At 68.3% G+C, this 12736-nt stretch carries 14 protein-coding genes; 5 read left to right on the forward strand and 9 right to left on the reverse strand.

All coding sequences use genetic code 11. From position 1 onward, the window contains the following. Nucleotide 1 precedes the first annotated feature (1 nt). Nucleotides 2-1279: a glutamate-5-semialdehyde dehydrogenase gene (locus AX709_RS00855; RefSeq protein ID WP_443026160.1), complete on the reverse strand. Its 1278-nt coding sequence runs from the start codon at nucleotides 1277-1279 to the stop codon at nucleotides 2-4. Between the two features lie 35 nt (nucleotides 1280-1314). Here AX709_RS00855 and AX709_RS00860 point away from each other — a divergent pair, with 35 nt between their 5' ends. Further along, nucleotides 1315-2391: a DUF3667 domain-containing protein gene (locus AX709_RS00860; protein WP_066545775.1), complete on the forward strand. Its 1077-nt coding sequence runs from the start codon at nucleotides 1315-1317 to the stop codon at nucleotides 2389-2391. Between the two features lie 33 nt (nucleotides 2392-2424). Here AX709_RS00860 and AX709_RS00865 read toward each other — a convergent pair whose 3' ends face one another. From AX709_RS00865 to galE, 6 genes are all read right to left on the reverse strand, one after another. Then, complete coding sequence (locus tag AX709_RS00865; RefSeq protein ID WP_231727375.1) at nucleotides 2425-2820, reverse strand: hypothetical protein; 396 nt, start codon at nucleotides 2818-2820, stop codon at nucleotides 2425-2427. A gap of 59 nt (nucleotides 2821-2879) precedes the next feature. Further along, nucleotides 2880-3200, reverse strand: a complete 321-nt coding sequence (locus tag AX709_RS00870) for a hypothetical protein (protein WP_156454088.1) — start codon at nucleotides 3198-3200, stop codon at nucleotides 2880-2882. 86 nt (nucleotides 3201-3286) lie between these two features. Beyond that, nucleotides 3287-5239, reverse strand: coding sequence for an ATP-dependent zinc metalloprotease FtsH (gene ftsH, locus AX709_RS00875; RefSeq protein ID WP_066545781.1), 1953 nt, complete (start codon nucleotides 5237-5239; stop codon nucleotides 3287-3289). A gap of 67 nt (nucleotides 5240-5306) precedes the next feature. Then, nucleotides 5307-6308, reverse strand: coding sequence for a tRNA lysidine(34) synthetase TilS (tilS, locus tag AX709_RS00880; RefSeq protein ID WP_066545784.1), 1002 nt, complete (start codon nucleotides 6306-6308; stop codon nucleotides 5307-5309). A gap of 4 nt (nucleotides 6309-6312) precedes the next feature. Next, entirely contained in the window at nucleotides 6313-7200 is an 888-nt protein-coding gene (locus AX709_RS00885) for a tetratricopeptide repeat protein (RefSeq protein WP_082731564.1), read from the reverse strand. Nucleotides 7201-7259: 59 nt separating this feature from the next. Further along, nucleotides 7260-8261 carry a UDP-glucose 4-epimerase GalE gene (gene galE / locus AX709_RS00890; RefSeq protein ID WP_066545842.1) on the reverse strand — a complete coding sequence of 334 codons (1002 nt, stop codon included), beginning with the start codon at nucleotides 8259-8261 and terminating at the stop codon, nucleotides 7260-7262. Nucleotides 8262-8498: 237 nt separating this feature from the next. Here galE and msrA point away from each other — a divergent pair, with 237 nt between their 5' ends. Together msrA and AX709_RS00900 are read left to right on the forward strand one after the other, a co-directional pair. Then, nucleotides 8499-9044 (forward strand): peptide-methionine (S)-S-oxide reductase MsrA, encoded by a 546-nt coding sequence (gene msrA / locus AX709_RS00895; protein ID WP_066545789.1) that lies wholly within the window; start codon nucleotides 8499-8501, stop codon nucleotides 9042-9044. Between the two features lie 78 nt (nucleotides 9045-9122). Next, entirely contained in the window at nucleotides 9123-9398 is a 276-nt protein-coding gene (locus AX709_RS00900; protein ID WP_066481452.1) for a hypothetical protein, read from the forward strand. A gap of 17 nt (nucleotides 9399-9415) precedes the next feature. Here AX709_RS00900 and AX709_RS00905 read toward each other — a convergent pair whose 3' ends face one another. After that, on the reverse strand, nucleotides 9416-10351 hold the full coding sequence (locus tag AX709_RS00905) for an L-threonylcarbamoyladenylate synthase (RefSeq protein ID WP_066545790.1): 936 nt from the start codon (nucleotides 10349-10351) through the stop codon (nucleotides 9416-9418). 45 nt (nucleotides 10352-10396) lie between these two features. On the opposite strand from AX709_RS00905, the gene AX709_RS00910 reads away from it, so the two are divergent. Further along, a complete protein-coding gene (locus AX709_RS00910) occupies nucleotides 10397-12121 on the forward strand; it encodes an acyl-CoA dehydrogenase (protein ID WP_066545792.1) in 1725 nt (574 codons plus the stop codon). 25 nt (nucleotides 12122-12146) lie between these two features. Beyond that, nucleotides 12147-12467 (forward strand): quaternary ammonium compound efflux SMR transporter SugE, encoded by a 321-nt coding sequence (gene sugE, locus AX709_RS00915; protein ID WP_066545794.1) that lies wholly within the window; start codon nucleotides 12147-12149, stop codon nucleotides 12465-12467. Nucleotides 12468-12479: 12 nt separating this feature from the next. Here the strand turns inward: sugE and AX709_RS00920 are convergent, their stop codons facing one another. Beyond that, nucleotides 12480-12707 carry a hypothetical protein gene (locus AX709_RS00920; RefSeq protein WP_066481434.1) on the reverse strand — a complete coding sequence of 76 codons (228 nt, stop codon included), beginning with the start codon at nucleotides 12705-12707 and terminating at the stop codon, nucleotides 12480-12482. Nucleotides 12708-12736 lie beyond the last annotated feature (29 nt).

The following is a 12736-nucleotide window of genomic DNA, read 5'->3' on the forward strand; positions in this document are numbered from 1 at the left end:
ATCAGGCGCGCACTTGGCCGCTGCCGATCACCAGCCATTTGTAAGTCGTCAGCCCCTCGAGCGCGACGGGTCCGCGCGCGTGCAGCCGCCCGGTTGAAATGCCGATTTCCGCGCCGAGCCCGAACTCGCCGCCATCGGCAAACTGGGTGGAGGCGTTCCACATCACGATCGCCGAATCGACCCCGGCCAGGAAGCGGCGGGCGGTGGCTTCATCGGCGGTGATGATCGCGTCGGTGTGGTGCGACCCGTGCCGGGCGATATGCGCCATCGCGCCGTCGACGCCATCGACGAAGCGTGCCGACAGGATCGCGTCGAGATATTCGGTGTCCCAGTCCGCATCCCCGGCAGGCCGCGCACGCGGCTCGAGCGCGCAGACCGCACTGTCGCCGCGCAGCTCGCAGCCGCTGGCGACGATGGCGGCAAGCAGCGGCGCAGGTGCCGGATAGGCGCGGTCGATCAGCAGCGTCTCGGTCGCGCCGCAAATGCCGGTGCGGCGCATCTTGGCGTTGACGACGATCCGCTCGGCCATCGCAGGGTCGGCGGCGGCATCGACATAGCTGTGGTTGATGCCGTCCAGGTGCGCGAGCACCGGCACGCGCGCCTCCGCCTGGACGCGCGCGACCAGCGACTTGCCGCCGCGCGGGACGATCATGTCGATCCGCCCGGCCGCGCGCAGCATCGCGCCCACCGCGGCGCGATCGGTGGTCGGCACGAGCTGGACCGCGTCGACGGGCAGCCCCGCGCTGGCCAGTCCCTCAACCAGCGCGGCGTGGATGGCACGGTTGCTGTCGCGGGCCTCCGATCCGCCGCGCAGGATCGCGGCGTTGCCCGACATGACGCACAGCGCACCCGCATCCGCGGTCACATTCGGCCGGCTTTCGAAGACGATGCCAATGACGCCGATCGGCACGCGCACGCGCCGAAGCTGCAGGCCGGTGGGCGCGGTGCGCGAATCGATCGTCTCACCAACGGGATCGGCGAGGCCGGCGACCACTGCGACCGCATCCGCCATCGCGGCAACCCGCGCGGAATCGAGCCGCAACCGGTCGAGCATCGCACCCGACAATCCCGCCACGGCACCCCGCGCCATGTCCTCGCTGTTCGCGGCGACGATCGCATCCGACGCCGCGCGGATCGCGTCAGCACCCGCGCGCAGCCCGGCGGCCTTGGCGTCGGTCGCCATGCCCGCAAGCGCGAGCGACGCGGCGCGTGCCCGTGCCGCCATGTCGTCGATCAGTGCATCCACATCCATTGGGCGCAATCCCGTTCCATTCGACACTCGCATCGCGCGGATGGCGATGATAGTCCAGCGTCATGGGGGATTTGGAAGCAGCGGCCGACATCGCCACCGGCGGCCTGATCGGCCATACGATCGAGCCGCGCGCGGGCGACGCCACAAGTGCGCATGCGGGCGCGCACGGGGCCTGCCTCAATTGCGGCACCGCGCTGACCGGTGCCTTCTGTCACGCCTGTGGACAGCAGGCGCACGTCCACCGCACGCTGGGTGCGATCTGGCATGACATCCTGCACGGCGTGCTGCATTTCGACGGCAAATTATGGCGCACGCTGCCGATGCTGGCCTGGCGACCGGGCGAGCTGACCCGGCGTTACATCGCCGGCGAGCGCGCGCGCTTCGTGTCGCCGATGGCGCTCTTCCTGTTCTCGGTATTCACGATGTTCGCGGTGTTCTCGATCGTCGGCCTGTCGCCGCCGACCGACATTTCGTCCGACACCGCCATCCGCGCGGGTATCGAGGAAACGCGCAAGCGGATCGCGGACAATCGCCGCGAGGCGATCGAGGATCGCGACAAGCTGGGCGCGGCCGACCCGAAGCGCGCCGAACTCACCAAACAGATCGCGGACTATGAGCGCGACTATCGCGAGCTTGGCCGGATGCTGCCGGTCATCGACGCACGCGGCAGCGGCAACCGGATCATCGGCGGGATCGAGACCGGGTGGAAGCGGCTCGACAAGGGGATCGAAAAAGCGAACAAGAACCCGGGCCTCGCGCTCTACAAGCTGCAGTCGAACGGCTACAAGTTTTCCTGGTTGCTGATCCCGCTGTCGCTGCCGTTCGTCTGGATCATGTTTGCATGGCGGCGGCAATATCATGGCTATGACCATGCCGTGTTCGTCACTTATTCGATCGCGGCGATGTCGATCCTGTTCACGATCCTGTCGGTCGCCGCGACGATCGGGCTCGGCGATGGGTGGATCTTCGCGATCGCGACCTTCGTCCCGATCCTCCACATGTATCGCCAGCTTCGCGGCGCCTATCCCTCGACGCGGTTCCGGACGATCGTGCGCACCCTGTTCCTCAGCCTGATGATCGTTTCCTTCATCTTCCCGCTATTCCTCGTGGCGCTCCTGGGGCTGGGGTTGCTCGGCTGAGCGCGACGGGTCCGGCGCGTCACTTGGCCGAAGCTACTTGGCCGGGCAGGGGAAGCGCTTTTTCATCATCGCATAGAACGCGGCCTTGACGCTGGTGGTGCGTGCGGTCGCGGCGGGGATCGCCTCGAACTCGGCGATCAGGTCACGCGCGTTGACATTGGCCTTGCCCGCCGGGGGCGGACAACTACGCGCCTGACGGCCCGCCGCCTTGTCGCGCGCCAGGTCGGCACGATAGTCGGCACCCGCTGCCACAACCTCGTCCCTCAGCAGCTTGATGTCGGGCGACCCCATCGCCAGCAGGCCCTTGGCGCGCAACGCCCGCGACTTTGTCAGAAACTGCTCGACCGTCATCGCCTGGGCCGCAACCGGCATCGACAACGATCCGCAGATCAGGATCGCGAGGGACCGGCGCAAACGCAATTTGCCCATGATGAAGCTCCGTTTCGCAAGGCCCGGCGCAAGCCGGGATCGCGGAGGTGGTTGCGAGGTCAGCAGGGGTAGCGGATCGCCATCAGGCGGAACAGGCCGTCCTGGACCGGAATCCGCCGCGCCTCCTCGGGCAGCGTCTCGATCAGCGGGATCAGCTCGCGCGACGTCAGCGTCACCTGGCCCTTGGGCGGCGGGCAGCTGTGGCGCGGCTGGCCCGGGGCCGGCCCGGCGTCGATCATCGCGCGATAGGCCGCACCCGCCGCCCCCAGCTCGCGGTTGAGCAGGTCGACATCGGCCGGGTCGGGCGTACCCGGCGCTTCGACGCGTTTGAGCACCGGCAGCAGGCCGTCGAGCGTCAACGACTGGGCCAGGACGGGCACCGGCGATGCCAGCAGGGCAAGAAAAAGCCCTCCCACGGCGAGTACCGCGGGAGGGCGATTGTCGGTCACGGCCACCACCGGTGGGGTCACGCGCCCTGCGGGGCCGGATTGCCGAACGGCCCCTTGGGACGCCGCGTCTTGGGGATCGACGTGCCGGCTACGCCCGTCGGCGTCGCCACCGCGCCGGTATCCGGACGACCGATATCGTCACCGGCGACCAGCCGCTTGATCTCGTCGCCCGACAGCGTTTCATATTCTAGCAGCGCGCCGGCCAGCGTGTGGAGCTGATCGACATGATCGGTCAGCAGCTGCTTGGCCTTGTCATAGCCCTGCTCGACGATACGCTTGATCTCTGCATCGATGGCGAGCGCGGTTTCGTTCGACATCGACGCATTCTGGTTGCGCGAATAGCCGAGGAACACTTCCTCCTCGCCCTCCGAATACATCAGCGGGCCGAGCTTGTCGGACATCCCCCAGCGCGTCACCATGTCGCGCGCCAGCTTGGTCGCATACTGGATATCTCCGCTCGCGCCCGACGACACCTTGTCATAACCGAAGATGATCTCCTCGGCGACGCGGCCGCCCATCGACACCGCCAGGTTCGCGTACATCTTGTCGCGATGATAGCTGTAGCTGTCCCGCTCGGGCAGGCGCATCACCATGCCCAGCGCGCGGCCGCGCGGGATGATCGTCGCCTTGTGGATCGGGTCGGACGCCGGCTCATGCAGTGCGACGATCGCGTGGCCCGCCTCGTGATAGGCGGTCATGCGCTTCTCGTCCTCGGTCATCACCATGGAGCGGCGTTCCGCGCCCATCATGACCTTGTCCTTGGCTTCCTCGAATTCCTGCATCGCGACCAGGCGCTTGCCCTTGCGGGCGGCCATCAGCGCGGCCTCGTTGACGAGGTTCGCAAGATCGGCACCCGAAAAGCCCGGCGTGCCGCGCGCGATGGTGCGCGCCTCGACATCGGGGGCCAGCGGCACCTTCTTCATGTGAACCTGCAGGATCTTCACGCGTCCGTCGATGTCGGGACGCGGCACGACGACCTGCCGATCGAAACGGCCCGGACGCAGCAGCGCAGGATCGAGCACGTCGGGGCGATTGGTCGCGGCGATGATGATGATGCCTTCGTTCGCCTCGAACCCGTCCATCTCGACGAGCAGCTGGTTGAGCGTCTGTTCGCGCTCGTCATTGCCGTTGCCCAGGCCCGCGCCGCGATGGCGGCCGACCGCGTCGATTTCGTCGATGAAGACGATGCACGGCGCGGACTTCTTGGCCTGCTCGAACATGTCGCGGACGCGAGACGCACCGACGCCGACGAACATCTCGACAAAGTCCGAGCCCGAGATGGTGAAGAACGGCACGCCCGCCTCGCCCGCGATTGCGCGGGCGAGCAGGGTCTTGCCGGTGCCGGGCGAACCGACGAGCAGCGCGCCCTTGGGGATCTTGCCGCCCAGCCGGGCGAACTTGGTCGGATCCTTCAGGAACTCGACGATTTCCTGCAGCTCCTCGCGCGCTTCGTCGATGCCGGCCACGTCGTCAAAGGTGACCTTGCCCTCCTTTTGCGTCAGCAGCCGCGCGCGCGACTTGCCGAAGCCCATCGCGCCCGAGCCCGAATTCTTCTGCATCTGGCGGATCACGAAGAAGGCGATGCCGAGCAGCAGCAGGAACGGCAGCGAGTTATACAGCAGTACCATCCAGATCGACGTGCTCTCCCGGGGCTGACCGTTGATCACGACCCCGGCCTCGCGCAGCCGGTTTGTCAGCTGCGGGTCCTGGATTGCGACGGTGCGGAACCGCTGGTCGTTCGAGAAGCTGCCGGTGATCACGTCAGGCGACACGTTGACCGACTTGACCTGTCCTTCCTCGATCCGGTCGAGGAAGGTCGAATAGGGGATCGATTCGCCCGAACCCTGCGAGCTGCGCGTGTCGAGCAGCGACACGAACAGCGCGAGCGCGAGCAGAACGCCGACCCAGATCAGCAGGCTCTTCATCCAGGGATTGGTGCCGTTGTCGGGCTGCTTGTCGTTGTCATTCATGGGGCGCGATACCTTTCAGTCCCCCAAGATAAGCGCGCGCGGGTTAATGGCAATGGAACAAAGCCGATCAGCCTGATCGACGCGACGGTTCTGTCCGAAATTGCCAGATCGCGCCGCGCGGCGTCACCAGAACCCCGCCCTGATTGGCCGGCGCGCCCGACTCGACCATGTCGAGCAGCGATTCGATGCGAGTCGCGGTGTCGAATTCCGGGCCTTCCACGCCCGCACGTTCGCGCACCGCCAAAATCGCACGCCGGACGAGGCGGCGGCGCAGTTCGCGCGGCAGGCCCGTCAGGTCGAGCGCACAGTCGGCTGCGTCGCCCCCCGCACGCTGCCGGTCGGCCCACAGCCAGTCGGTGATCGCGGCCAGTTCGTCATCGACCTCGGCCAGTGCCCGCGCGCTGCGCGCCAGGCGGTCGGGGTCGAGCCACGCCTCGCGGACCAGCAGCGCGCGCACCCGCGCCCGCTCGAACCGTTGATCGGCGTTGCTGGGGTCGTCGACAAAGGGAATGGCGGCGGCCTCGACCAGCGCGCGCAGCGCCTGTCGCCGCCAGCCCAGCAGCGGACGGAGGACCGCGACCTCGCCCGGCACATGGCGTGCCGCCGGAATGCCGCGCAGCCCCGGCAGGCCGGTACCGCGCGCCAGTCGCATCAGCAGCGTTTCGGCCTGGTCGTCGGCGTGATGCGCGGTCAGCAAGACAATGACACTCTCCGCGTGCGCCCAATCGCCCAGCAGTCGATAGCGCAGCGCGCGCGCCGCCGCTTGCGCGCTGCCGGCGTCGGGCGCGTCCCGCGGCGTGAGAATCGCGTGGGGCACGTCATGCGCGGTGCACCAGTCGGCGACCATCCGCGCTTCGTCCGCGGCGGCGGCGCGCAGCCGGTGGTCGACGGTGGCGGCACGGACCTGCCCCGGCCACGCCGCGACTGCCAGCGCCAGCATCGCCATGCTGTCCGCGCCGCCCGACACCGCCAGCCCGATCCGGTCGCCGGCCATGAAGTCGCGGCCAAACAGCGCGGTCACGTCGCCCCGGAACCGCTCGACCGCCTGCGGATCGAGCGCCGCGGTCACGCGCTCACTTGCACTTGGCGGCCGCCTTGCCGCGATCGACCTCGGCCTGCTGCTCCAAGCTGATCTTGCCCGGATATTCGCTCTCGAGCGCGGTATAGACCTTGCAGATCTCCGCGGGTGCAGCCTTCAGCGATTGCAGCGCCTTGCTGAGGTAGAACAGGCTGTCGGCGGCGCGGTCGCCGGTCGGCAGCTTAACGTAATTGTCGTAGAACGCCTTGGCGGCATCCTGCGGCTTGCCGCCGTCGAGATAGGCGCGGCCGAGCAGGTTGCGGGCATAGCTGGCGCGGCGATGGTCGGGATGGGCCGCGACGGCCTTTTTCAGCTGCGTCTGGGCGGCCGGATACTGTTTCGCCGCCCACAGGCGATAGCCGTAGATATAGTCGTCCTCGCCCGCGTCGCCGGTGTCGGGCTTCTCGACTGCGGAGGCCGCCGCCGTGCCGGTTGCGGCGGCGGGCGCGGCCGCGCCCACCGTCGGCACGATCGCGGGCGCGTCCACCGGGACGGCGGCGCGTTCGAGCGCGGTCAGGCGCGCGTCCGTCGCCTTCTTATAGGCGTTGAACTGCTCCTCGATCTGGCGCAGCCGGAACTGGGTTTGTTCGATCTGGCCGGTCAGCGTGGTGAACTGACCTTCCAGCGCATCGACGCGCGCCTCGAGATTGGCGATCGGGCTGGCGATCGGCGCGCCCGGCGGTGCGGTCGTGGTCTGTGGCGCGGTGATCTGCGGCTCGACGGTCGGCGCGGCACCATTGGGGAATACCTTGCGCTGGACTGCGCGCATCTCGCGCTCCAGCCGGTCGACCCGGGGTTCGAGACCGGACTGGGCAGCCGCCGGCGGGGCGACGCCGATGGCGAGCAGGAGCAACGCGGCACGGGCGGGGATCGAAATCATCATGGCACCGGTCATAGCCAGAAGCGCGGGCGGCTGAACAGGGGGGATCGATCCGCCCGACGTCATGCCGTCGCGCGCTCGGCCAGCACCCGCTCCCATGCCAGCGCATCGCGCACGATCCGGTCGAGATCGTCATGGCGCGGCCGCCACGGCAACGCCGCCAGGATCGCCCGGTTGTCGGCGACCAGCGCCGGCGGGTCGCCAGCACGCCGCCCCTCCAGCCGCCGCTCGATCTTCACATTGGTGACGCGGTCGACCGCGTCCAGCACCTCGAGCACCGAATAGCCGCGCCCATAGCCGCAATTGAGCGTGTGGCTGGCCGCAGGATCGCCGATCAGCAGGTCGAGCGCATCGACATGCGCCGCCGCCAGGTCGCTGACATGGATATAGTCGCGCACCCCGGTGCCGTCGGGCGTTTCGAAGTCGGTCCCGAACACGCCGACATGGCCGCGCTTGCCCGTCGCGGCCTCGACCGCGACCTTGATGAGGTGGGTGGCCCCCGCGGTCGACTGGCCCGATCGCCCCTGGGGGTCGGCACCCGCCACGTTGAAATAGCGCAGCGCGCAATAGTTGATCGGATGGGCCGCCGCGACGTCGTTCAGCATGATCTCCGTCATCAGCTTCGACATGCCATAGGGATTGATCGGTGCCTTGGGCGCTTCCTCGCGCACCGGCACGACCTCTGGAATGCCATAGGTCGCCGCGGTCGACGAGAAGATGAAGTGGCGCACCCCGCACGCGACCGCACTTTCGATCAGCGAACGGCTCGCGGCGGTGTTGTTGCGGTAGTATTTGAGCGGATCGCTGACCGATTCGGGCACGACGACCGATCCGGCGAAGTGCATGATCGCGGTGATCGCATGTTCCCGAAGCGTCGCGCGCACCAGCGCCTCGTCCTCGATCGCGCCCTGCACCAGCGTCGCGCGTGGATCGACCGCCCAGGCAAAACCCGTGACGAGATTGTCGATCACCACCACCCGCCAGCCCGCATCGCAAAGCGCCAGCACCGCGTGGCTGCCGATATAGCCCGCGCCGCCCGTCACCAGCACCGCCCCGTCGCGCATCATCGCTCCTTCATTTCCGAATCCAGCCCAGTCCGATGATCCGGCCCTAGAGCGGAACGCCGCCGGATTGAAGCGGATCGCGGGGACTTTGGGGTTTTGCGGGAGCATTTTCCGGCCCCCGCATGAACCAGTTTCCTGCCCGCGCGCCCCGCGTATGGATTCGATGCCCGGACGATCCCGCTTTTCGGTGCCCCCGCCCGTTCCTATCTGAGAGGCCGAAGCGAAGGAGATTTCGACATGGCGACTGAATATGCCACTTTGGCCGGCGGCTGTTTCTGGTGCACCGAGGCGGTGTTCAAGGACGTGATCGGCGTGACGTCGGTGGAAAGCGGCTATATCGGCGGCCATGTCGCCAACCCGACCTATCGCCAGGTGTGCGGCGGCGATACCGGCCATGCCGAAGCGATCCGCGTCGGCTTCGATCCGGAACAGGTCAGCTACGCCGACCTGCTCGACATGTTCTTCGCCACGCACGACCCGACCCAGCTGAACCGCCAGGGCAACGACGTCGGCACGCAATATCGTTCCGCGATCTTTCCGCATTCGGCCGAGCAGGCCGATGCGGCGCGCGAAGCGATCGTGCGCAACGCGTCCGAATGGCCGGCGCCGATCGTCACCACGATCGAACCGCTGGGCGAATGGTATCCGGCGGAGGATTATCACCAGGAATATTGGCAGGGCGAAGGCCAGCGGAATCCTTACTGCCTGGCGGTAATTCCCCCCAAGCTCAAGAAGTTGCGCAAGAGCTTCGCCGACCGGGTGAAGGCTTCCGCGACCATCTGAGCGGAACCGCGCGGCCGGGTAAAGGGTTCACCGTCGTCCGCCACGCATCCTCGCGTGGGCGGCCGATGGAGAAACAAGATGCGCAAGCAACTGGCGGCCGTCATCGCCGCGACCCTGATCCTGCCGCTGGCTGCCTGTGGCGGCGATGGCGACGATGCGCTGGCCGAGCGCGCCGAGGAAGCGGCGGAGGCCAATGCCGAAGCGATGGAAGCCGCCGGTGCCAACGAAACGGTGACCGACCGGATCGAAGACGCGGGCGAAGCACGCGCCGACGCGATCGATGATGCCGACCCGGATGTCGACGAGATGACCAGCGATCAGCAGAACGCAATGGTCAGCGGCAACGCCATGTAAAAGCTGAAATGGCCGGCTCAGCGCGCTGCGGCGCGCGCGAGCCGGTCGTTGATCGCCTCGCCGATCCCGTGCGCCGGCACCGGCGCGACCGCAATCGCGCGGGCGTCGCTCGCATCCGCGCGGTGCAGGGCGTCAAACAGCCTCGCCGCCGCCTCGATCAGATCGCCCGACGCCGACAGGCTATCGTCGCCGGCAACCTCGCCGAAGCCGATCAGCCACTCGCCCGCGCGCGGCGCTGTCGCGTTCAGGCGCAGCGGCTTGGCCGGAGCGTAATGGCTGGCCAGCTGCCCCGGCGCACTGATCGCGGCATCCCCCGCCGCGCGCGCATAGCCCAGCGCCTCGCTCGAGATCGGGCCCGGCCGCAGCACCTGTCGTCGCGCCGGATCGACGATGGTGGATTCAAGTCCGCCCGGCGTCGCGCCGTCGTCCAGGATCAGCGGAATGCGTCCGCCCAGGCTGGCGGCGACATGCTCGGCGCGCGTCGGGCTGATCGTACCGCTGGCATTGGCCGACGGCGCAGCCAGCGGACGTCCGGCGGCGGCTAGCAGCGCGCGCATCGCCCGGTGCGCCGGGCTGCGGATCGCGACCGTGCCGAGACCGGCCGTCACCAGCGCGGCGACCGGCGCGTCGGTCGCCAGCGGCAGCACCAGGGTCAGTGGGCCCGGCCAGTATCGCTCGACCAGAGCCAGCGCCTCGTGATCGAAACGCGCAATTCCCTTTGCCTGATCAAGGTCGAGAACATGCACGATCAACGGATTGAAACTGGGTCGCCCCTTGGCGGCATAGATGCCCGCCACCGCGTGCGAATCGGTCGCGTCTGCGGCCAGACCATAGACAGTCTCGGTCGGCACCGCGACGCAGCCGCCGTCGGCGATCCCCCGTGCGGCGGTATCGATCGCCGCCGCGCCGTAGGGTAAGATGCGGGTCGCGAAACTGGGATTTGGCGCGCTCACCCGAGCGGCCTATAGCTGCGCCGAAGCCGCGACAAGAGAGGACCGATGACTTTCACCCCCGCCACCATCGAACAACGTTTCGTCCTGGATACCGTCGTCCGCATCGACGAATTGGCCGCCAGCGACCGCTTCGGCGCCGCCAGCCCTGACCTGGTCGACGCCGTGCTCGAAGGGGTCGGCCAGTTCGCGGCCGGGGAATGGGAGCCGCTCGACCGGGTCGGCGACACCGTGGGGGCAAAATGGACCGATCAGGGCGTGGTCATGCCCGCAGGCTTCCGTGCCGCGTACCAGGCCTATGTCGAGGGCGGCTGGGGCACGATCGGCTCGCCCGAGGCGTTCGGCGGCCAGGGCCTGCCCTTCGCATTGTCGACCGCGGTGCTGGAGACGCTGGGCACCGCCAATATGAGCTTCGCGCTGTGCCCGACGCTGACCGTCGGCGCGATCGAGGCGCTGGCGCATCACGGTTCGCCCGAGCAGCAGGCGCTCTATCTGCCCAAGCTCGCGACCGGCGAATGGACCGGGACGATGAACCTGACCGAACCGCAGGCGGGATCCGACGTCGGCGCGCTGCGATCGAAGGCGGAACCGCGCGACGACGGGACCTTCCGGATCACGGGCACGAAGATCTACATCAGCTTCGGCGACCATGACCTTGCCGACAACATCGTCCACCTGGTGCTCGCGCGCACCCCGGATGCGCCGCCGGGCACCAAGGGGCTGAGCCTGTTCCTGGTGCCCAAATATCGCCTCAACCCCGACGGCACGCCGGGCGCGTTCAACGATGTCCGCGTCGTGTCGATCGAGCACAAGATGGGGCTGCACGCCTCGCCCACCTGCGTCCTGTCGTTTGGCGACAATGGCGATTGCGTCGGCGAGCTGATCGGGGCCGAAGGCGGCGGCATGCGCGCGATGTTCACGATGATGAACAATGCGCGGCTGAACGTGGGTTTGCAGGGCGTCCAGGTCGCCGAGCGCGCGACGCAGAAAGCGGTGCACTACGCCCGCGACCGCATCCAGTCGGCGCGCGCCAACGGATCGAGCCGCGAGCCGGTGGCGATCATCGAGCATCCCGATGTCCGCCGCATGCTGATGCGGATGAAGGCGCAGACCCAGGCCGCCCGCGCGCTCGTCTATCTGGCGGCCGGCCAGGTCGACCGCGCGACGCTGGGCGACCGCGAGGCGCAGGCGATGCTCGACCTGCTCACCCCGCTCGCCAAGGCGCACGGCACCGACATCGGCAACGAGGTCGCAAGCCTGGGCATCCAGGTGCATGGCGGCATGGGCTATGTCGAGGAAACCGGCGCCGCCCAGCCGTTCCGCGATGCGCGTATCACGCCGATCTATGAAGGCACCAACGGCATCCAGGCCGCCGATCTGGTCGGCCGCAAGCTGAGCATGGACAATGGCGGCGTGTTCGAGCGCCTCATTCGCCAGATGCTCGACGAGGCCCGGGACGCGACGCTGCGCGACGTCATCCAGCTGGCGGGCGAAACCGGCCGCGCGCTGCTCGCCTCCGACGTCGATGACCGGTTGGCGGCGAGCTATCCGTTCCTGACGATGACGTCGATCGCGGTGTGCGGCTGGCTGATGGAAAAGCAGGCGCGCGCGGTCGAGAGCTTCAGCGGCGACCCGCAGTTCAAGGCGATGAAGCAGGCGGCGTGCCGCTTCTATGTCGAGCAGGTGGTGCCCGAAGCCTTCGGCCTCGCCCGCGCCGCGCGGGCGCCCGCGGCGGTGCTTTATTCGGTGCCGGCGGAAGCGTTTGCCGCCTGAGGCGGATCCGACAGGAGACGGGCGCATGACGAACCCATGGTTTCAGCTCGTGATCGCGGGGCTGCTGGAAGTCGCGTGGGCGATCGGGATGAAGCAGTCGGCGGGGTTCACCCGGCTGTGGCCGTCGGTGTTCACGATCGTGGCGATGATCGCCAGTTTCAGCCTGCTTGCCAATGCGATGCGGGCGCTGCCCGTCGGCACGGCCTATGGGGTGTGGACCGGGATCGGCGCGGTGGGCGCGGCGATCCTGGGAATCGTGTGGCTGGGGGAAAGCGCGTCGCTGCCGCGACTGGGCGGCATCGCGCTGATCATCGGCGGGATCGTGACGCTCAAGCTGACAGCCTGACGCGCGTGTCGTTCAGGCGGCGAGCGGTGCAGGCTGCGGCAGGTTGATCCGGATCAGCCCCGCCCCCCGCATGCCGCCATCGTTCAGCGGGATCGCGGTGGCGCAGAAGGCGCATTCCGCGGTGACGCGCCCGACCAGCCAGTGCGTCCGCCCGCAGCCCGGGCAATGATTGGCCTCGTTGGCATGATAGGCCACGCGATACCCGGCGCGGCCGGGCACGACCTTCGTGAATTCGTGCATGACGGCGACTCCTTACGATCGGATTCCAT

The sequence above is a fragment of the Sphingomonas sp. CCH15-F11 genome (genome assembly GCF_001557005.1).
GTDB lineage: Bacteria > Pseudomonadota > Alphaproteobacteria > Sphingomonadales > Sphingomonadaceae > Sphingomonas.